Origin of the sequence: Actibacterium lipolyticum (genome assembly GCF_900184935.1) — a bacterium.
Taxonomy (GTDB): Bacteria; Pseudomonadota; Alphaproteobacteria; order Rhodobacterales; family Rhodobacteraceae; genus Actibacterium_A; species Actibacterium_A lipolyticum.
Genome location: NZ_FXYE01000002.1, coordinates 1640261 through 1659664, shown reverse-complemented (window position 1 = coordinate 1659664; position 19404 = coordinate 1640261). Strand labels below are relative to the sequence as shown.

General features: G+C 57.5%; 19 protein-coding genes and 1 tRNA gene. 11 read left to right on the top strand and 9 right to left on the bottom strand.

The genetic code is table 11. The annotated features are described in order from the left end of the window. Window position 1 precedes the first annotated feature (1 nt). The 3 genes from flgK to COL8621_RS16695 all read right to left on the bottom strand — a co-directional run bounded on the left by flgK (window position 2) and on the right by COL8621_RS16695 (window position 3727). Window positions 2-1453, bottom strand: coding sequence for a flagellar hook-associated protein FlgK (flgK, locus tag COL8621_RS16705; protein WP_093968400.1), 1452 nt, complete (start codon window positions 1451-1453; stop codon window positions 2-4). A 27-nt stretch (window positions 1454-1480) separates the two neighbouring features. Then, the gene (locus COL8621_RS16700) at window positions 1481-2776 is read right to left on the bottom strand and encodes a flagellar hook protein FlgE (protein WP_093968399.1); all 1296 of its coding nucleotides are present in this window, start codon (window positions 2774-2776) and stop codon (window positions 1481-1483) included. Window positions 2777-2854: 78 nt separating this feature from the next. After that, window positions 2855-3727: a flagellar motor protein MotB gene (locus COL8621_RS16695; RefSeq protein WP_093968398.1), complete on the bottom strand. Its 873-nt coding sequence runs from the start codon at window positions 3725-3727 to the stop codon at window positions 2855-2857. Between the two features lie 204 nt (window positions 3728-3931). On the opposite strand from COL8621_RS16695, the gene COL8621_RS16690 reads away from it, so the two are divergent. From COL8621_RS16690 to COL8621_RS16670, 5 genes are all read left to right on the top strand, one after another. Then, window positions 3932-4861: a VOC family protein gene (locus COL8621_RS16690; protein WP_093968397.1), complete on the top strand. Its 930-nt coding sequence runs from the start codon at window positions 3932-3934 to the stop codon at window positions 4859-4861. Window positions 4862-4867: 6 nt separating this feature from the next. Further along, window positions 4868-5467, top strand: coding sequence for an alpha/beta hydrolase (locus COL8621_RS16685; RefSeq protein ID WP_093968396.1), 600 nt, complete (start codon window positions 4868-4870; stop codon window positions 5465-5467). A 261-nt stretch (window positions 5468-5728) separates the two neighbouring features. Next, window positions 5729-6703: an ABC transporter substrate-binding protein gene (locus tag COL8621_RS16680; protein WP_093968656.1), complete on the top strand. Its 975-nt coding sequence runs from the start codon at window positions 5729-5731 to the stop codon at window positions 6701-6703. Between the two features lie 87 nt (window positions 6704-6790). Continuing rightward, entirely contained in the window at window positions 6791-7843 is a 1053-nt protein-coding gene (locus tag COL8621_RS16675) for an ABC transporter permease (protein WP_093968395.1), read from the top strand. A gap of 10 nt (window positions 7844-7853) precedes the next feature. Then, window positions 7854-8903 carry a quaternary amine ABC transporter ATP-binding protein gene (locus COL8621_RS16670; protein WP_093968394.1) on the top strand — a complete coding sequence of 350 codons (1050 nt, stop codon included), beginning with the start codon at window positions 7854-7856 and terminating at the stop codon, window positions 8901-8903. A 109-nt stretch (window positions 8904-9012) separates the two neighbouring features. Here COL8621_RS16670 and COL8621_RS16665 read toward each other — a convergent pair. The 4 genes from COL8621_RS16665 to COL8621_RS16650 form a co-directional block, all read right to left on the bottom strand. Continuing rightward, a tRNA-Thr gene (locus COL8621_RS16665) sits at window positions 9013-9088 on the bottom strand. A 50-nt stretch (window positions 9089-9138) separates the two neighbouring features. Continuing rightward, window positions 9139-10626, bottom strand: coding sequence for a heme biosynthesis protein HemY (locus tag COL8621_RS16660; RefSeq protein ID WP_093968393.1), 1488 nt, complete (start codon window positions 10624-10626; stop codon window positions 9139-9141). Window positions 10627-10637: 11 nt separating this feature from the next. Beyond that, complete coding sequence (locus tag COL8621_RS16655; RefSeq protein WP_093968392.1) at window positions 10638-11909, bottom strand: COG4223 family protein; 1272 nt, start codon at window positions 11907-11909, stop codon at window positions 10638-10640. Between the two features lie 60 nt (window positions 11910-11969). After that, window positions 11970-12653, bottom strand: coding sequence for a uroporphyrinogen-III synthase (locus COL8621_RS16650; RefSeq protein ID WP_141137905.1), 684 nt, complete (start codon window positions 12651-12653; stop codon window positions 11970-11972). Between the two features lie 133 nt (window positions 12654-12786). On the opposite strand from COL8621_RS16650, the gene tsaD reads away from it, so the two are divergent. From tsaD to COL8621_RS16625, 5 genes are read left to right on the top strand one after another with little or no spacing between them, the layout of a single operon-like run. Beyond that, entirely contained in the window at window positions 12787-13884 is a 1098-nt protein-coding gene (gene tsaD, locus COL8621_RS16645) for a tRNA (adenosine(37)-N6)-threonylcarbamoyltransferase complex transferase subunit TsaD (RefSeq protein WP_093968390.1), read from the top strand. Beyond that, window positions 13881-14849 (top strand): NAD(P)H-dependent glycerol-3-phosphate dehydrogenase, encoded by a 969-nt coding sequence (locus COL8621_RS16640; protein ID WP_093968389.1) that lies wholly within the window; start codon window positions 13881-13883, stop codon window positions 14847-14849. Before tsaD ends, COL8621_RS16640 begins: the two co-directional genes overlap by 4 nt. Beyond that, the gene (locus COL8621_RS16635) at window positions 14850-15122 is read left to right on the top strand and encodes a YciI family protein (RefSeq protein WP_093968388.1); all 273 of its coding nucleotides are present in this window, start codon (window positions 14850-14852) and stop codon (window positions 15120-15122) included. Further along, complete coding sequence (locus COL8621_RS16630) at window positions 15122-15541, top strand: EVE domain-containing protein (protein ID WP_093968387.1); 420 nt, start codon at window positions 15122-15124, stop codon at window positions 15539-15541. Before COL8621_RS16635 ends, COL8621_RS16630 begins: the two co-directional genes overlap by 1 nt. A gap of 56 nt (window positions 15542-15597) precedes the next feature. Then, on the top strand, window positions 15598-15993 hold the full coding sequence (locus COL8621_RS16625; RefSeq protein ID WP_093968386.1) for a DUF1761 domain-containing protein: 396 nt from the start codon (window positions 15598-15600) through the stop codon (window positions 15991-15993). Window positions 15994-16221: 228 nt separating this feature from the next. Here COL8621_RS16625 and COL8621_RS16620 read toward each other — a convergent pair whose 3' ends face one another. Both COL8621_RS16620 and ahcY read right to left on the bottom strand, forming a co-directional pair. Beyond that, complete coding sequence (locus COL8621_RS16620) at window positions 16222-16563, bottom strand: DUF2853 family protein (RefSeq protein WP_093968385.1); 342 nt, start codon at window positions 16561-16563, stop codon at window positions 16222-16224. Between the two features lie 196 nt (window positions 16564-16759). Further along, entirely contained in the window at window positions 16760-18145 is a 1386-nt protein-coding gene (gene ahcY, locus COL8621_RS16615; protein WP_093968384.1) for an adenosylhomocysteinase, read from the bottom strand. 157 nt (window positions 18146-18302) lie between these two features. Between ahcY and adhP the strand changes: the two genes are divergently transcribed. Continuing rightward, entirely contained in the window at window positions 18303-19331 is a 1029-nt protein-coding gene (adhP, locus tag COL8621_RS16610; protein ID WP_093968383.1) for an alcohol dehydrogenase AdhP, read from the top strand. Window positions 19332-19404: the final 73 nt, after the last annotated feature.

The following is a 19404-nucleotide window of genomic DNA, read 5'->3' as shown; positions in this document are numbered from 1 at the left end:
GTCAAATCCTTAGCAGGGTATCGATCATCTCATCGATGGTTTGAATAACGCGAGCGTTGGCGGAATAGCTTTGTTCGATCAAAAGCAATGACTGCATTTCGTGATCAGTATCGACGCCACCGGCACGCTCTGCTTCGCGCAGGGTTTCTGCTTTTGCTTGGGCGAAACTTTGGTTTGCTTCAGCGTTCAGGCGTTCGGTGCTGACCGTTGACAAGAACTCTGCCGAAAGGCCGGCAGCGCTGCGCGCGGCACCGGTGTAGGTTCCCGATGACGCGATCCGGTTTTCGTTCAACGCATCTGAAAACGCATTCAACAACGTGCTGTCGCCCACCGCGCCGGGATCAGTGGCACCCAGACCGGCGCGAAGATGCCAAACTGCGCCGCCCTGATCGGGGTCAACCAAGGCATTGATCGAAAGCCGCGAAGACAGGCCGACCTCTTGCGCGGGGTCGAACGACCCGCCCGCATCCGTAAACAACCCCGGCGCGCCGGACGCTGTTGTGGGGTCCACACCTTCGAAGCGTTCGATCAGGTCCCGTGCAAGCGCATCAAGGTCGGCCTGCGCATCAACGGCCAAAACGTCGCGCTGATCAAACAGCGCCTGCAAGCTGCCCCCCGCGATCGGCGAATATGGCCCGGCGACGGAAATCGGCTGACCGTTCAGCGTAAGGCCAGACAGCGCGCCAGATTCGATTTTCATCTCTGGAACGATGGTGCTGGCGGGCGTAAAACCGAACTCTGCTGGTTTACCTTCTAACAATGTTGCGCCGGTTTCGGTGTAGATCGCGATTTCGCCATGATCCCGCTGTACGACCCTGACTGGAACGATTTCAGCAAGGTCATCAACCAGCACCTGACGCTGATCCATCAACGCGGCGGTATCGTTTCCCGACCCGTCCTGAAGCCGGATTTGGTGGTTCAGGTCCGCGATCTGTTCCAGCCGGGTGTTCAGCGTGCGGACCTGCGCATTGATACCCTGTTCGGCCTCGGCCCTGAGGGTTTGGATTTCATCAGATATGTTCGCGAATTGATCAACGACACCGTTTGCGGCCGTCAGCACATTGGCAAGGCGCGCATCAGAATCTGGCCTGCTGGCGGCCTCGATCAGGGCGCTGTCCAGCGCGGCGATGCTTCCTGACAGGGAATTTGCGCTGTCAGGCGTGCCAATCGCCACCTCTAGGCTGGAAAAGAAATCGACATATTGTTCGGCGTTGGCAGCCGACGCATCGGCCAACCGGCGGTCCGCCAGCACCTTGGTGTCGATTTCCCGGCGAACCCCATCAACACGCACGCCAGCACCCTGATCGCCCAGCGCCGCGGCCGAGCTTTCAAGGACTCGTCGCCCGTACCCTTCTGTCGTCGCATTGGCGACGTTGGCAGATACCACTTCGGCCGCGCGCGCCGCTGCGGTTAACCCAGACAGGGCGTTTGAAAGTGAGCTTGAAATTGACATGGCAATTCCCCCTTAAACGTCGATCAATCAGCGCTTGATGTTGGTGGTTTCCTGCAACATCTCGTCCACCGTCTGGATGATTTTGGCGTTCGACGAATAAGCCCGCTGGGTTTGGATCAGATGAGTCAGTTCGGCCGCCACATCGGTTGCGGATTCTTCGCGCGCATAACCAACGACCGAACCCGTAGGCCCATCCCCAGCGTCCCAAAGGAAGAACGCGCCGCTTTCGTGCGAAATTTGATAGGCCTGATTATCAAGCGCGACCAAGCCGTTCGGGTTAGGCACATCAACCAGCGGGATTTGATAAATCGTGCGGGTAAAACCAGCGTCATAGATCGCGTGGACGAAACCGTTTTCGTCAATCTCAACCGATGTCAGGTTCCCAACAGGAGACCCATCTTTGGTAATCGCGGTGGGCGCAAACGTGTCCGATAGTTGCGTCAACCCGCCCGGATCACCCGGCGCGCCAATCGAAATTTCGATCGGTCCGCCATCAACGTTGATCGTCACAGTCCCTTCGGTTGCGTCATATGCCCCGCCCGAAACCGTGGTCACAGATGCAAGCGTGCCCCCGTTTTCCCGGCTGTCATCAAATGTCAGGGTGTATTCACCCACCGTAGCCCCACCCGATGCGGAATCTGTGATGACCATCGTCCATTCATTTGACGACCCCACCCCCGGCACCGTTGGCGTGAAATCCACCGAAAGCGTCTCTGACGTGCCTAGATTACCGAAATATTCCACCGATAGGTTCAGCGTGTCACCAGAGGCACCAACCTCGGTTTCCGAGGCTGGTAAATTCACGCCAACCGACATTTTCGTCGTCGGATCACCCGCAAATTGGTTGATATCAACCTGCACCGGTTCCAACCCGTCGACGGTATCGCGCGGATAAGCGGGGATCGTGCCATCCGCCGATGCAGGCCAACCCATCAAGACCATCCCGGTGTCGGAGGTCAGGACGCCGTTTTCATCGGGACGAAACGATGCGGTGGTCATCATATACATGGGCAGGGCACCGCCCGCCTCGACAGCGGTGGTATCGGTAACCGGCACCATGCCGCGGCCCGACACGGCAATGTCAGTCGCGTTTGATGTCGCAACCAGCGGGCCACGTTCGTCAATCAGCTTATAGTTGGTCGCACGAACACCACCTGCGGACCCGCCGCTTGCGCCATCGATAACCATGGAATGAAATTCAGTGTCCGACCGTTTGTAACCATAGGTCGACGCATTCGCGATATTGTCGGAAATGGTGGCAAGGCGGGCTGCGTTTGCGTTCAGCCCGGCCACGCCCGCATTGAGCGAGGAGGAAATCGTCATCTAAAGCGCCTTTCTGATGCTTTGGCTCCGGTATCTGACTCAAGCGATACAGACCGGCGCTTAACACGGCGCTAATAGCTAAAATGCCGATGACTTTCCCGTTGGCCCCTCTGAACGCAGCAACACAACCTCGATCCGATTGTTGCGGCGGGCCGTCGGATCAGGGGCAACCAGTTTGCGGTCGGCGAAACCCGTCACACGCTGAACCCGGCGCGCGACAATGCCGTCCCCCTCCAACAGTTGGCGCACGGCATGGGCGCGCCGTGTCGACAGGTTCCATGATGGATCTTGCACCAAAGGCCCCGCATGGGCACGGGTGTGCCCCCCCACCGCAATGGCGTTTTCGACCAGCGCGAACACTTCGGCGATAATGCTGGTCAGGGCTTCCATTTCAGGGGTCGGGGTATCCGTGCCATCCAGAAAAAGCCGACTGTCGTTTAGATCGAACAACTCAACAATCAGGCCTTCGTCGGTGACGCGGGTCACGATGTGCCGCATCGTGCCGTCACTTACCATACTTTCGCCAGAGCGCGCGGTAAGGGCTTTTTCCAGCTCCTCTTGCATCGCCTGCATCTTTTGCACCTGTTCTTCGGCGCCGGTGGGGGACAAGCCGCTTGCCCCAACTGCCTGCTTGTTTGCGGTGGTATGACGCCCCGACGCACCGGTCCCATTTTGCGCCATGGTGTTTTCGGAAAAGACACTGTTGCCGCCAAATGCACCGTCGCCACCGCCTGAGATACGGTTCACCGGAATCGTCGGATGAAAGTAATCCGCAATCCCTTTTCGCTGTTTTTCCGTTGTCGCGTTAAGCAGCCACATCAGCATAAAGAAGGCCATCATGGCCGTCACGAAATCAGCATAGGCTACTTTCCAGGCCCCACCATGGTGCCCACCGCCGCTGATAACCTTCTTTCGCTTGATGATGACTGGCGCATTGTTTGACGCGCTCATCTTCACCACCTCATATTCACCCACAACAGGGATAGCAGCCGCAGGATTAACCCGCGTTTAACAGTTAAAATTCGCGCGATTTCTGGGGTCGCTTGGCGTTTTGGTGCGATTTTGCACAGACTTGGTTTTGCATTTGGGGTTTCTTTGCACGCCAACAGGCCGATATTTCCCTCAACCAAAGATTCACGCCGAAGGAGGCGACCAATGCTGAAACAGATCAACGGCCTGCACCATGTTACGTCGCTTGCCAGTGGCGCACAGGAAAACAACGACTTCTTCACCAAGGTGCTCGGCCTGCGCCGTGTGAAGAAAACCGTGAACTTCGACGCACCGAACGTTTACCACCTGTATTACGGTGACGAACTTGGAACGCCCGGGTCCGTCATGACCTATTTCCCTTTCGAAGGGGCCAAGGGTGGGCGCGCTGGTACGGGCGAGGTTTCCACGACATCCTTCACCATCCCCAAAGGCACTATTCCCGCATGGAAAGAGCGTTTAGCGACCTTCAACGTGGCCGGGTTAAGCGAAGACACGCGGTTTGGTGAAAACCGGCTGTTGTTCCGCGGGCCTGACGGCGATGCCTTCGCCCTTGTCGAAGGCGAAGATGACCGCGCCCCATGGATTGGGAACGGCGTTGGTGAACAAACCGCCATTCGCGGCTTCCACTCTGCCGCGATGCGATTGGCGGATGAGGGGGCCTCGGCCGAGCTGTTGAGATTTATGGGCTACGAAGAAATCGACCAGCAAGGTGCCATTAGCCGCTTTGCCGTTCCCGGTGGCAACGGCGCAGATGTGATTGATCTGGAAACGGTCAGCGCGCCATCGGCGGGCCAAGGGGCCGGGTCCGTGCACCACATCGCGTTTTCGGTCGACAACCGCGACGCACAGCTAGAGGTGCGCAAAGCCCTGATGGACACTGGGTATGATGTAACCCCGGTCATCGACCGCGACTATTTCTGGGCGATCTATTTCCGCACCCCCGGCGGCGTGTTGTTTGAAATTGCCACCAACGAACCCGGCTTTGATCGCGACGAAGACACCGCGCATCTGGGCGAAGCATTGAAGCTTCCCGATCAGCACGCCCATCTTCGTGAGGTTCTGGAACAAAAGTACCTCTCTCCGATTAAGGACTAAGTGCGAATGGCTGACTATATCACCCGTAAGACGCCCGGCACGCCGAATGGAACGCTGATCTTTATCTTTCACGGCACCGGCGGGGACGAAAATCAGTTTCACGGCTTTGCACAGGAATTGATACCCGGCGCGACCGTGATCTCGCTGCGCGGGGATGTGTCAGAAGGCGGCGCATTGCGGTTTTTCCGCCGGCGTGCCGAAGGCCTTTATGACATGAACGATCTTGCCGTGCGGGTCCGCGCATTGGCCGGGTTTCTGGAAAAGCAAAAGGCCGACGTCGCACCAACGCGCACTATCGGCCTTGGATATTCCAATGGCGCGAACATCATGGCGGCGATCAGCTTTCTGCATCCGTCGATCTTTGATGATATGGCGCTGATGCACCCGCTGATCCCGTGGGCACCAGATCCGCAACCCGGCCTGTCCGCGTCGCGCGTGCTGATCACCGCGGGGCAGCGTGACCCGATTTGCCCCGCACCAGAAACCCAAGCTCTGGCCGACTACTTTAGCGCACAAGGCACCGACGTGACCTTGGAATGGCACCCAGGCGGGCATGAAGTGCGTGATACAGAACTTACCGCCCTGCGCGCATTTCTAACCACGTAAGCGGCTGATAAAATTAGAACATCCGGGACCACCACAGGCCCGCGCCCCCACGTATTTACGTAGGGTAAGCACAGCGGCTTACCCTAGAGGCATTTGAAAAGCAGTAAGTTTTTGTGCTATCCAAAGGCAGGCCGACCTCGGTTGGCACGAATTTGAACTGGAAAACAGTCACGGCGGAACCACAATACGTTGATGAGCGCGCCTAGAATTAAGACCCGGCAAACAGTTCACGGGCACCAATCTTCCAACAAGGGAAATATGATGATCTCCAAACTCTTTAAATCCAGCGCTGCTGTTGTAGCGTTTGCTGGCTTTGCGTCCGGCGCACAAGCGTCTTGCGGCGATGTTACAATCACTGAAATGAACTGGGCCTCCAGCGCGGTTGTGACCTCTGTTTCCAAATTCCTGATGGAACAGGGCTATGGCTGCACTGTGACGACGGTTCCATCTTCGACTGTACCATCGCTGGTATCTGTTGCTGAGACAGGCAAGCCCGACATCGTAACCGAGCTTTGGATCAACGGTGCCCCTGCGTACAACGAACTGCAGGACGCTGGTAAAATTGAAACCGTGGCTGACGTGCTGTCCGATGGCGGCGTCGAAGGCTGGTGGGTTCCCCAGTACATGGTTGATGCAAACCCCGAGCTTGCAACAATCGAAGGCATCCTAGCCAACAAAGACCTTTTGGGCGGCCGTTTCCACAACTGCCCCGACGGCTGGGCCTGTAAAAACACCAACGGCGACTTGGCAAAGAACTTTGGCCTTGTTGACGCTGGCTACGAAATCTTCCTGCACGGTTCAGGCGAAACGCTGGCAACCTCCATCGCGTCTGCGTTCGAAAACAAAGAGCCTTGGTTGGGCTACTACTGGGCACCAACAGCGATCTTGGGCAAATACCCAATGGTGTCTGTTGATCTGGGCGTAGATTACAACGAAGAAGTCTTCCTTTGCGCGGCGAACGCTGAATGTACTGCAGAGGGCGTTTCCAGCTGGCCTGTTGGCCCGGTTAAAACCATCGTAACCACCGACTTCTCGTCGCGTGAGCCTGACATCGCTGCCCTGATGGCGAATGTTTCGTTCACCAACGCGCAGATGGGTGAAATCCTTGCATGGAAAGAAGCAAACAACGGCTCTAACGAAGAAGCTGCTGTATTCTTCCTGACCAACTACAAGGACGTTTGGGCCGATTGGATCAATGACGCCGCGAAAGAAAAGCTTGCAGCACTGCTGCAATAATCGATCTTTCTAGTTTGGGGCGCGTTTCGCGCCCCAAATCTTATCTGGTGCGTCCTGTGCCGGTGAAACGACACCCAAGGAATAAACATGGCTGCGTATGACGGGCTTTTCCAGACGCTTGGATTAAGCGATTGGTGCGATCAAAACAAAACCGACGGGCCGATGACCATGGCCGAGTTGTTGGCGCAATCCGGCAAGAAGAGCGACGATACCGCCTCTGCCGAACCTGCGACATCATTCTGGGACACACCGTTCCCATCGTTGGATGAACTTAACCAATCTTGCAAATCCATCGCTCGAACACGGGATATGACCTCGTGGGTGGAAGAGCTGTTCTTGTCAGTGAAAGACACGCTTAAATTCGTGCTTGATCCGCTGACACAGCCGCTCAGCTGGGCGCTGGACGGGTCTTTGTGGCTGTTTCAGGCGCTTCCTTGGTTTGTAATGATCCCGCTGCTGTTGCTGGTCGTCTGGGCGGCAACGCGGTCTTGGGCCTTGATCGGCTTTGTCGCCGTGTCCTTCCTGTTCCTCAGCTTTATCGACCACTATGTGCCCGCGATTCAGACCCTATCGATCATCTTTGTCTGTACGGGCTTCTGTGTGGCGCTGGGGGTTCCGATCGGAATTCTGATGTCGCGCAGCAATGCGTTACAGCGGTTCGCGATACCAGTGTTGGACATGCTGCAAACGCTGCCGACCTTCGTTTACCTGATCCCGCTGATTTTCTTGTTCAGCGTGACGGAATCCAAGCTCTATGGCATCGCCATTATCCTTTACGCAATCGTGCCGGTCATTCGACTGACAGACCTTGGCATCCGCCTGGTCGACCGTGACGTGATCGAAGCCGCCGATGCCTTCGGGATGAGCACACGTCAAAAGCTGTTTGGCGTTCAGATCCCGTTGGCGTTGCCCAACATCATGGCCGGTGTGAACCAAACGATCATGATGTCTTTGGCGATGGTGGTCATCGCGTCGCTTGTATCTGCGCCGGGCCTTGGCGTTCTGGTGCTGCGTGGTATCCGCAACCTTGAATTGGGCGTCGGCCTTGTGTCGGGGCTGTGCATCGTGCTGCTGGCCATCGTGTTGGATCGCGTCACCAAAGCATCTCTTAGCCGCATCAACGCCGCGCAACAGCACTAAGGAAACGACCATGACAAACGATCCCAAAGTGTCGATCCGCGGGCTTTACAAGATTTTTGGTAACGACCCCCAAAATGCTTTGCAGCATGTCTATAACGGCATGGGCAAAACAGAGCTGTTGGAAACGCACGGCCATGTGCTGGGCCTTCAGGACATCAACGTTGATATGCAGCCCAACGAGGTGACGGTCATCATGGGCTTGTCCGGTTCGGGCAAATCCACGCTTATCCGGCACCTGAACCGGCTGATTGAACCCACCGCGGGCGAAGTTATCGTCGATGGTGAAAACGTACTGGACTATGACGAAGCAGCACTGCGCCAATTGCGCCAGCAGAAGATGTCGATGGTGTTTCAGAAGTTCGCGCTTTTGCCACATCGCACGGTTCTGCAAAACGCGGGCATGTCGCGCATCGTCCGTGGCGAGGACGAGGAAACCGCAAACCTAGCCGGCCAAAAATGGCTGGATCGCGTGGGTCTTGGTGGGTTTGAGGGGCAGTACCCTCATCAGCTTTCCGGCGGTATGCAGCAACGTGTCGGCATCGCGCGCGCGCTTGCGTCTGACAGTGACATCATGCTGATGGACGAGGCATTTTCGGCGCTTGATCCGCTGATCCGGACCGACATGCAGGATCTATTGCTGGAACTTCAGCAAGACCTGCACAAGACCATCGTTTTCATCACCCACGACCTTGATGAGGCGTTGAAACTGGCCGATCATCTGGTGATCCTGAAAGACGGCTATGTCGTCCAACAGGGGGAACCGCAGGACATTCTGCTGAACCCCAACGACCCCTATATCGAAGACTTCGTCAGCGACATTAACCGCGCCCGCGTATTGCGCGTTCGTTCGGTCATGAAGCCGCTGAACGGGGCTGACAGCTTTGCCGGGGTGGTGGATGCCAACGACAACCTAGAAAAGCTGATCGAACTTTCCGGCGGCGACACGACCTACGCCTATAAGGTTCAGCAGGATGGTCAGGACGTGGGTATTCTGGACATGAAAGATCTGGTCCGCGCCCTCGTTCCCGCGCATGCCAGTGAAAGCACCGTGACGCGCTAACTGGCCCCTCGCAAACGCACTTCCGGCACGCGACAGAACTGTGCCGGAAGTCATCCCGCAGCCTGATTTCCAAGCCTAGGTTCAACCCGCTACTGATGAATGCTGGTGATGGTGCCTCAAGAGGGACTCGAACCCCCGACCTTGTCCTTACGAAGGACCTGCTCTACCAGCTGAGCTATTGAGGCTTGGTGGCGCGGCTTTTAGCACCGTCTGAAAGAGGTGTGTAGCCCTAATTTTAGGCCTTCACCTCTTCCTCGGGTTCCAAAACTTCGGCCTCTTCCACCGGTACTTCTGTCGCGTCGGTGGCGTCAGTTTCAAACACTTCTTCGGCGGCCGAGTGATCCGCCAAAGCACCGACAATCAGTGGAAGCATTTCAACCGAATGGGGCATTGTCATTTCACCCATTGGCGCGGTTTTCCACGACATGGTGTCAAAGCTGCTGCAATGATCACAGACAGGCGCCCAAGCCGCGTGCGCGGTGCCGCAACTGTCACAAATCCACTGTGGGCCACGCGACGCCGTCAAAGCACGGGTCAACCAGCCACGCACGACGCTGTCATCGACACCTTCGCCACGCTCAATCGCGGCCATCAACGTCAGTGAACGCGCTGTAGGTTCTTTTTCAGCCAGATCGCCCAGCGCTTTTCGGGCACCGGGGAAATCTTCGGCAGCGATGCTAAGCTCGGCCAGCAACATCTTTGTTTCAGGATGCTCTGGCGCGATTGCCGTCAGGGCGCGGAACCGTTTGATCCGCTCTTGCGGGTTTTCATCAGGTTTGATTTCGGCGAACGCGGTTGCAAGATCTGGGTGCGGCTGCACCTCCCAGGCCTTCTTGATTACGCGGGCCGCATAGCGTGGTTTGTTTTGCTCAATATAAGTCCGCGCGGCCATGGCGGCGGCTGGGATCAGATCGGGCGACAGACGGTTCGCTTCGATCGCGGATTCGCGCGCCTCGATCGTCTTGCCTTCGCCCAGCACATCGCGCGCTTCGGATAGGGCAAGCACCGCATCACGACGCTTGTGCACATCACGCGGAAGCGCACCGTGTTTCAGCTTTGCGTTCAGCGTTTTACGCGCGCCGGACCAATCCGCCTTTTCCGCCTGAAGACGCAGAAGCGTGTCTTGTGTTTCTTCATGGGCTGGCTTCAGCGAAAACGCTTTTTCCGCCAGCTTCAGCGCGGTGTCTGTGTCACCGTCTGCAAGCTTTTGCTTCATGATTCCGCGTACACCCACAAACCGGGTCCGGTCATCCTGAAGCAGTTGTTTGTATACCTCTTGCGCCTTTTTACGGTCACCCGCCATTTCCGCCGCTTGCGCGGTCAGAAGGTTGGTCAGTTCCGGGCGGTGCAGCAGGCGTTCAGCCTTGGCAGCTTTGGAAATTGCATCGCGCCCATCGCCCGAGGCAAGCGCCATCATGCCATCAGCAAGCGCCTTGAACCCGCGCCGTTCGCGGTTGCGGTTGAAATAGCGGGAAATGGCGGTTTCATCACCGGTCAGGAAACGCAGCAGCGCCACCAAGAACCCGGCAAGCTTCATCACAAGCCAAACCAGAACCACCAGCAAAAGCGCACCGATAATCGCCTGAAGCGGGCCGAGGGTGAATTCCCAGCCGCCAAATGCAATGCGCAGGCCAGCGTCACTTTCCATCAGCATACCAGCGCCGATGGTCAGGGCCGCAACAAGCACGACGAAAAATAGGATCTTAAGAAGGGACCAAAGCATCCGTCGTGTCCTTAGTTTGCGTTTAAGCTGGCGGCCAGATCGTCGGCGGCAGCCAATGCATCAATACGGGTTTGCACTTGGGCAACCCAACCAGACATCGCCTCTTGCCCAGCTTCGGGCAGGGTTGCGATTTCACTAAGTGCGGCTGCCAGCTGACCACCGCCAAGCGCGGCTTCGGCGCGCGACAGCACGGCATCCGGGTCGTCACCTTCACGCGGTGTCAGCGAACGCGCGCCAACCTGTGACCGCAAGAAGGCACTGAATCGATCACTGGCGTTGTCACCAGCCTGCGCGCGCAACGACGCATCCAGCGCGTCGCGTGCTGGCTGTGAAAACCCTTGCCGCAGGGCCTGAAGCGTTGGAACGCCGTCGGCGGCCGTTGCGGAAAGTGCTGGGGGAACTTCGATACCGTCCAATCCGGACAACGCGCTTTCAAAACCGCCACCCGCTTCCAGCGCGGCGCGGACACGCATGATTGCAGCGCGCGCTTCCAAATCTTTTGCACGCGCGGCGGCGGCGTCGATCTCTGCGGTGGCGCTATTGGCAGCGGCGGATACGTTTGCCGCAAGCTCTTCGTTATGGGCACGCTGGGCTGCAAGCTCGTTGCGCATCGCCGCCAGCTCTCGCTCATAGGCGTCGACGGCCCCGGAAATATCGCCGCCCGTGCTAACCGGGCGCTTTTCGATTTCGGTCAGGCGGGTGTCGATTGTTCCCAACTGATCGGACAAACCTGAAACCGTGCCGGAAATCTGGCTAAGCCCATCTGTGAAACTGCCCTGCGCCGCTTCGATCTTCGCCTCGATTTCAGCGGTGTCATTCTGACCCGCTTGCGCCTTCAACTGACCGCTAAGGTCGGTCACGCGGGCGCTTAGGGTTTCAATCCGTTTACGCTGTTCATCCAACAGTTCGGCTGTGTTGCTGTTTGCGCCGATCTTCAGGAAGGGAAGGTCAACTGGCCCAATGAATTGCGCCGCGCCAAACCCGATGACCGCTGCAAGGGCACCGCCAAAGACCGTACCCCAAAAACCGCTGCGCTGTTTCTGCGGGGCGGGGGTTGGTGCAATGGCTTCGACCGCTGCCTCTTCGGCAAGGTCTTCGACCACGTCAACCTCTTCAGGGGCTTCAGAATCTTCGGGCTGATCAACTGTTTCTGGCTCTTCCAGCGCAGGTTCAGCTTCCGTTTCAGATTCTTCCACCACAACAGCGTCTTCAGAAACGATGGTTTCCTCTGCCGGTTTAGCGTCAGATCCTTCGGTTTCAGTTGATTTCTTGGATCCAGCCACGGAGTCCCCACCCTTTTTTAACGTCAAACAAATCACAGCAACTGGCCGCGCAACCTAAGTCTAGCTTGGCCGGTGGTTACCCTCAAGGCACTGGAGTGCGTCAATAAGCCAACCAAGCGCATCCAGCATTGCCTCTGAGGTCGGAACGGACGCTTGTTTTAACCACGTCGGCTTCGGGCCGGTCCACGCATTTGTCACAGCCTCGCTCATCGTGGCGATTGCAAGTGGCGCACGCGTGCTCTGCGCGACCTCGGACAAAAGCATCGCGCTGCGTGGCGAAAAGATCGGCAACAGAACGGGCGTCGTGCCTGCCAGCACTTCAAGCGCATTCTGGCTCAATTTCTGCGGAGTTTGGTCATACAGCACCTGTTGCGCGCATCTTTGGCCCGCCGCCGTCAACCGGCGCGCCACATCACCGCGCGCATTTGCGCCGCGCAAATGCACCAGCTTTCCCCCCGGCGGATTGGCCGTCAGATAGTTCACAAGAGAGGACGCATCAGAGCCAACTTCACGCGCCCGCAACCCCAAATTTCGCGCCGCCTGCGCCGTCCGCGACCCCACGCAATAGGCGGCAAACCGCCGGTCTGCGACCAAAGTCCGAAAGGCACGCACGCCATTTTCGGACGTAAAAATCAGCCCCGACACGCCATCCAACCCGATTTCGGTATCTCGCATGACGATTTGCAGGATCGGGGATCTGATGATTGGGATCGTATTTCCGAATCGTTCGGCAAATTCGGTCACGAACCGCTCCGCTTGCGCGTGCGGTCGTGTCAGCAAAAGAGTGGGGGTGTCAGCCGTCACGTAAACCTGCCGGGATTGTCTGAAACCTTCCTCGGTGATACCTGCCGGGAAGGAAACACGCAACGGCGGACATATGGGCGACACGCTTACAATCCTTGGTCTTGAAAGCAGCTGTGACGATACGGCAGCCGCCGTCGTGCGCCATTGCGTTGGTGAATCGCCCGCTATTCTGTCGTCTGTTGTGGCTGGTCAGAACGATCTGCACGCGGCTTATGGCGGCGTCGTGCCCGAAATCGCCGCCCGCGCGCATGCCGAAAAAATGGATGTCTGCGTGGAACAGGCCCTGCGTGACGCCGATGTGGCCTTGGGCGATGTCGATGCAATCGCCGTGACCGCCGGGCCGGGGCTTATTGGCGGTGTTTTATCGGGTGTCATGTGCGCCAAGGGGCTGGCCGCCGGGTCTGGCCTGCCGCTGATCGGGGTGAACCACCTTGCCGGTCACGCGTTGACGCCAAGGCTGACCGATGGTCTGACATTTCCGTACCTGATGCTGCTGGTTTCCGGTGGCCATTGTCAGTTCCTGCTGGTGTCCTCGGCTGATGAATTCACGCGCCTTGGCGGCACGATCGACGATGCCCCGGGCGAGGCTTTCGACAAAACCGCCCGGATTCTGGGCTTGGCCCAACCCGGCGGCCCAATTGTCGAGCGTGAAGCCCTGAATGGCGATGAAAAACGGTTCCGCCTACCGCGCCCGCTGTTGGATCGTGCGGGGTGCGATATGTCGTTCTCGGGGCTGAAAACTGCAGTTCTTCGGGCGCGTGACGCTTTGGTTGCGGAAAAGGGCGGTATCACGGTTCAAGACCGCGCCGATCTGTGTGCCGGGTTTCAGGGTTCTGTCCGCGATGTGCTGGCCGAAAAGTCGCGCCGCGCGCTGCGTGAATATATGGCGCTTAACCCTGCGTCCCCGGCGTTTGCAGTTGCCGGCGGCGTTGCGGCAAACCAAGCTATTCGCGGTGCGTTAGAGACTGTTTCTGCGGAATTTGGCGCGCAATTCGTTGCCCCACCGCTGGCGCTGTGCACCGACAACGCCGCGATGATCGCTTGGGCCGGGATCGAACGGTATCGCGCGGGGCATGCTGACGACATGTCCCTTTCCGCACGGCCCCGCTGGCCACTGGACACTTCAAGCCCATCAATGCTGGGCTCTGGCAAAAAAGGGGCCAAGGCATGAGCCATATCGGCATCATCGGCGCAGGTGCGTTTGGGACTGGGCTGGCCATATCGCTAAGCCGCATTGGCACGAAGGTGACGCTGTGGGCGCGCAGTGAAGAACAAGCTGCGGATATGCAAAAGCATCGCGAAAACCGCGCGCGGCTGGCCGGGTGCGCGTTTCCAGACAGCTTGCAGGTTTCGTCCAAGATCGCCGACCTGCACGATGCTGACGCCGTGTTGCTGGCGACCCCAATGCAATCTCTTTCCGGGTTTCTGGGCCAGAATGGTGACGTTTTGAACGGCGCGCCGTTGGTCGCCTGTTCCAAGGGTGTCGATCTTTCGACAGGGCGTGGGCCAACTGCGATCATCCGCGAAATTTGCCCTGCATCTGTGGCGGCTGTTTTGACCGGCCCCAGCTTTGCCGCGGACATTGCGCGCGGGCTTCCCACCGCGCTGACATTAGCGTGCAAAGACGCGGCGGCTGGCACGCATCTGCAACAGCTACTTTCCACCCCCAACCTGCGCCTTTACCGCAGCACCGACACCACAGGCGCCGAACTGGGCGGCGCGTTGAAGAATGTCATCGCAATATCCAGCGGTATCGTCATTGGCGCCGGGCTTGGCGACAGTGCCCGCGCCGCGCTGATGACCCGTGGTTTCGCGGAAATGCAACGCTTAGCCAGCGCGTTTGAAGCCGAAACAGAGACGCTTTCGGGTCTGTCGGGCCTTGGTGATCTGGTGCTGACCTGCACGTCCACCCAATCGCGGAACTTTCGCTATGGGCACGCGCTGGGTACGGGCGAAGGGTTTGACAGCTCTATCACCGTTGAAGGCGCGGCAACCGCCAAGGCCGTTACGAAAATCGCACGCGACCGCGACATCGATATGCCAATCACGATGATGGTTGCGGCCGTCATTGATGGTAAGTGTAGTATCAAACAAGCGACCGAGGCCCTTTTGGCCCGTCCGTTGAAGGAGGAATAAATGCCGTTTTTCGCCGTTATCTGCAAAGACAAACCCGGCCATCTGGAAACCCGTAAGGCAAACCGCGAAGCACATGTCGCGTACCTGAAAGAGACGAACGTCGCCCAAGCCGGCCCGTTTTTGGACGGGAACGGCGAAATGTGCGGCTCTTTACTGATCCTTGATGTTGCCGATGTCGCTGCGGCGCAGGCATGGGCGGCGAATGACCCTTACGCCAAGGCTGACCTGTTCCAAGATGTTCAGATCCAGCATTGGAACCGGGTGATCGGCTGATGGCCTATTGGTTGTTCAAATCCGAACCCAACACCTGGGGCTGGGAACAGCAGGTCGCCAAAGGTGACGCGGGCGAAGAATGGGACGGTGTTCGCAACTATCAGGCCCGCAACAACATGCGCGCGATGAAGGTTGGCGACCGGGGGTTCTTTTACCACTCGCTTAAGGAAAAAGCAGTGGTCGGCGTGGTCGAGGTGATCACCGAAGCCCATCCAGACAGCACAACCGACGATCCCCGTTGGGAATGCGTAGACATCAAAGCGGTAAAACCCGTCGTGACCCCCGTGACCTTGGACATGTGCAAAGCGGACGAGCGGTTGAAAGACATGGTGTTGGTCAACAACTCGCGCCTGTCAGTACAGCCGGTTTCAGACGCTGAATGGGTCGTGGTTTGCGCGTTGGCCGGTATCGAACCCTAGCCCGACGAACCGGCCTTTGGCATAGTTCGTCCCATAATTCTAATGAGGAGGGACCCGTGGATTACCTTTCAGTCATCATCGCGGCCATCGCGTCATATGCGTTCGGCGCGGTCTGGTACATGAAACTGGCCCGCCCGTGGATGCAGGCCGCCGGAATTGAGGCCGATGAAAACGGCCGCCCGAAAAACAACGCTGGCGCGATGCCCTATATTATCGCGTTCGTATCTGCGGTGATCGTCGCGGGCATGATGCGCCATATCTTTGCACTAAGCGGGATCGACACACTGGGCGCTGGCATCATCAGCGGTTTCGGGCTTGGCCTGTTCATCGCCACACCATGGATCGCGACCAATTATGGCTTTGCAGGGCGTCCACGGATGCTGACCTTGATTGATGGGGGCTATGCCACGATCGGCTGCACGATCATGGGGCTGGTCCTTAGCCTATTCTGAAAAAATGGAGGGCCCCGACCCATCGGAACCCTCCATCCACCCCACGCGCACCACTGCACCAGCACGTGTTATTATGAAGGTCCGACCATCCTGGCCCAACAAGAACAGGTTAGGAAACTTCGCGCCGCCGGGCAACGATCAAGCGCGTAAAATCTAATTCAAATACCCCAATAGAAAACGCCCGCCTGAAAACCAGACGGGCGTTTGAATGTTCACTGCGGCAGTAATTTAGCCGTAGATTTTTTCTTTACCAAAGTGCTTGGTCAGCATGTAATAAACCACAGCGCGGTATTTGTTACGCTCGGATTTGCCATAAGTTTCGATCACGGAATTGATCGCATCCATCAGTTCTGGCCCGTCGGACAGACCCAGCTTTTTGATCAGGAAGTTATCCTTAACGGTTTCAAGTTCGCTTTTCTGCGAGCCTGCAACGGTGGAGGCATCTGCATTATAGATGGACGGGCCGCAGCCAATCGTCACTTTTGTCAGCAGGTCCATGTCTGGCTGCATGCCGCATTTGTTGCGAAGGTCGTCGGCATACTGCGCGATCAAGTCGTCTCTCTTACCCATGTTCTCTGTCTCCCACCGTGGCTCGGTTTACGTTATCAAGCGCCCATAATTTATTTTTCAGGCGCGCGCGGGAAAGGTTACTTACGAATGCTGCGCAAACAAAGGGATTTTTGGTCGTAAGTTCCCCGCAAGTTTTACAAAAGCAAAACGCCGCCGCGGTTCCCCGCGACGGCGCCAGAATTGGGCAAACACCCGCTTAGTAGCGATAGTGTTCCGGCTTGAACGGCCCTTCGACTGCAACGCCGATGTAATCTGCCTGTTCTTTCTGAAGCTCTGTCAGCTTTACGCCGATACGGGCCAGATGCAGACGGGCGACTTTTTCATCCAGATGCTTAGGCAGGATGTAAACGTCGTTCTTATATTCGTCGCCTTTCAGCCAAAGCTCCATCTGAGCCAGAACCTGGTTGGTGAATGACGCGGACATCACGAAGGATGGGTGACCCGTGGCATTACCAAGGTTCAACAGACGACCTTCGGACAGAAGGATGATGCGGCTGCCGCTTGGCATCTCGATCATATCGACCTGATCTTTGATGTTCGTCCACTTGTGGTTCTTCAGGTGCGCGACTTGAATTTCATTGTCGAAGTGACCGATGTTGCCAACAATCGCCATGTCCTTCATCGCGCGCATATGCTCGATCCGGATAACGTCTTTGTTGCCAGTGGTGGTGATGAAGATGTCAGCGTCGGAAACCACGTCTTCCAGAACCACAACTTCGAAGCCGTCCATTGCGGCCTGAAGGGCACAAATCGGGTCAACTTCGGTTACTTTCACGCGGGCACCAGCGCCACGAAGGGACGCGGCCGAACCTTTGCCCACATCGCCGTAACCGCAAACAACCGCAACCTTACCGGCCATCATAGTGTCGGTGGCGCGGCGGATGCCATCAACCAGCGACTCTTTACAGCCGTATTTGTTGTCGAACTTCGACTTGGTGACAGAGTCATTCACGTTGATCGCAGGGAAAGGCAGCTGGCCCTGTTTCACCAGATCGTACAGGCGGTGAACGCCAGTGGTGGTTTCTTCGGAAACGCCTTTGATCTGGTCGCGCACCTTGGTGAACCAACCGGGCGATGCTTCCATGCGCTTCTTGATCTGCGCCTTGATCACCTCTTCCTCTTCCGAGCTTGGAACAGGAATGATGTCTTCGCCAGCTTCGGCACGCGCGCCAAGCAGTACGTAAAGCGTGGCATCACCACCATCATCAAGGATCAGGTTCGGGCCGTCTTCGAACATGAAGGACTTATCAAGGTAATCCCAATGCTCTTCCAAGGATTGACCCTTGATCGCGAAAACTGGTGTGCCACCCGCAGCGATCGCCGCAGCAGCGTGGTCTTGGGTCGAAAAGATGTTGCAAGACGCCCAGCGCACGTCAGCGCCCAGCGCGACCAGCGTTTCGATCAAAACAGCCGTCTGAATCGTCATGTGCAACGACCCAACGATGCGCGAACCTTTCAACGGTTTGCTTTCGCCATATTCGTCGCGAAGGGCCATCAGGCCCGGCATTTCGGTTTCAGCGATATCCAGCTCTTTTCGGCCGAAGTCGGCCAGCGCGATATCCTTTACGATATAGTCTTCCATGTCCGTCTCCTGCGGAATTCGTATTTAAGGTGGCAGATAACAGGGACATTGGGTTCGGGCAATGGTTTGCCCCCGAAACGTTGAGGAAGATCAAAGCCAGCAACGGCGAATCCTGTGATGCGTCATGGCATGGATTTGTTGATCAGGATTGCTCCAAATGTCACTTCCCAAGACTATGAAAGCCGCCGTCGTTCCATCGCTTAAGGCGCCGTTGGAAATTCGCGAAGTTCCGGTGCCCGAAGTCGGCCCCGGCCAAGTACTGATGCGCGTGCGCGCGTCGGGCGTTTGCCACACCGATTTGCACGCCGCCGAAGGCGATTGGCCGGTTAAGCCCACCGCGCCCTTTATTCCCGGCCACGAAGGTGTGGGTGAAATCGCCGCTGTTGGTGCTGGCGTCACGCATCTGAAAGAGGGTGACAGGATCGGGGTGCCGTGGCTCCATTCCGCGTGCGGCCGGTGCGAACATTGCGTCGGCGGGTGGGAAACGCTGTGCGATTCACAGTCGATGACCGGCTACACCGTCAACGGCGGCTATGCCGAATATGTTCAGGCCGAAGCAGGCTATGTTGGCAAGCTTCCCGACGGGCTGGATTTTGGCGGGGCCGCGCCAATCCTCTGTGCCGGGGTTACCGTTTATAAGGGTCTGAAAATGACCGATACGAAACCCGGTGATTGGGTTGCGATTTCGGGCATCGGCGGCTTGGGCCATATCGCCGTGCAATACGCCAAGGCGATGGGCCTGCATGTGGTCGCGATCGACGTGCATGATGACAAGCTTCAGCTGGCCAAAGCCCTTGGCGCAGACCTGACCTTTAACGCGACAAAAGAAGACGCCGTGAAGGAAATCCAAACCCATCTGGGCGGTGTTCACGGTGCGCTTGTGACGGCTGTGTCGAATGCCGCGTTCGGCCAAGCGGTCGGGATGATGCGTAAGGGCGGCACGCTTTCGCTGGTTGGCCTGCCACCCGGCGACTTCCCTCTGCCAATTTTCGAAGTTGTTCTGAAAGGCATCACCGTGCGCGGATCAATCGTCGGCACGCGCAATGACCTGAACGAAAGCCTTGCCTTTGCAGGCGAAGGGTTGGTGAAATCTCATTTCACATGGGACAGCTTGGACAACATCAACGCGATCTTTGACAAAATGCGCGCCGGGCAGATTGATGGCCGGATTGTTCTGAAAATCTGATCAAGGGCCGGGCGGGCAAACGCGCTGCCCGGTTTACCTTTGGATGGGCATTTCATATTCCAGTGATGACAAG

Bases quoted from the DNA above. Each gene is read 5' to 3' on its own strand.
- COL8621_RS16640 (WP_093968389.1), top strand. From the start codon at position 13,881: ATGAGCCATATCGGCATCATCGGCGCAGGTGCGTTTGGGACTGGGCTG.
- COL8621_RS16690 (WP_093968397.1), top strand. From the start codon at position 3,932: ATGCTGAAACAGATCAACGGCCTGCACCATGTTACGTCGCTTGCCAGT.
- flgK (WP_093968400.1), bottom strand. From the start codon at position 1,453: ATGTCAATTTCAAGCTCACTTTCAAACGCCCTGTCTGGGTTAACCGCA.
- COL8621_RS16670 (WP_093968394.1), top strand. From the start codon at position 7,854: ATGACAAACGATCCCAAAGTGTCGATCCGCGGGCTTTACAAGATTTTT.
- tsaD (WP_093968390.1), top strand. From the start codon at position 12,787: ATGGGCGACACGCTTACAATCCTTGGTCTTGAAAGCAGCTGTGACGAT.
- COL8621_RS16620 (WP_093968385.1), bottom strand. From the start codon at position 16,563: ATGGGTAAGAGAGACGACTTGATCGCGCAGTATGCCGACGACCTTCGC.
- COL8621_RS16675 (WP_093968395.1), top strand. From the start codon at position 6,791: ATGGCTGCGTATGACGGGCTTTTCCAGACGCTTGGATTAAGCGATTGG.
- adhP (WP_093968383.1), top strand. From the start codon at position 18,303: ATGTCACTTCCCAAGACTATGAAAGCCGCCGTCGTTCCATCGCTTAAG.
- COL8621_RS16635 (WP_093968388.1), top strand. From the start codon at position 14,850: ATGCCGTTTTTCGCCGTTATCTGCAAAGACAAACCCGGCCATCTGGAA.
- ahcY (WP_093968384.1), bottom strand. From the start codon at position 18,145: ATGGAAGACTATATCGTAAAGGATATCGCGCTGGCCGACTTCGGCCGA.
- COL8621_RS16680 (WP_093968656.1), top strand. From the start codon at position 5,729: ATGATCTCCAAACTCTTTAAATCCAGCGCTGCTGTTGTAGCGTTTGCT.
- COL8621_RS16685 (WP_093968396.1), top strand. From the start codon at position 4,868: ATGGCTGACTATATCACCCGTAAGACGCCCGGCACGCCGAATGGAACG.
- COL8621_RS16700 (WP_093968399.1), bottom strand. From the start codon at position 2,776: ATGACGATTTCCTCCTCGCTCAATGCGGGCGTGGCCGGGCTGAACGCA.
- COL8621_RS16695 (WP_093968398.1), bottom strand. From the start codon at position 3,727: ATGAGCGCGTCAAACAATGCGCCAGTCATCATCAAGCGAAAGAAGGTT.
- COL8621_RS16630 (WP_093968387.1), top strand. From the start codon at position 15,122: ATGGCCTATTGGTTGTTCAAATCCGAACCCAACACCTGGGGCTGGGAA.
- COL8621_RS16660 (WP_093968393.1), bottom strand. From the start codon at position 10,626: ATGCTTTGGTCCCTTCTTAAGATCCTATTTTTCGTCGTGCTTGTTGCG.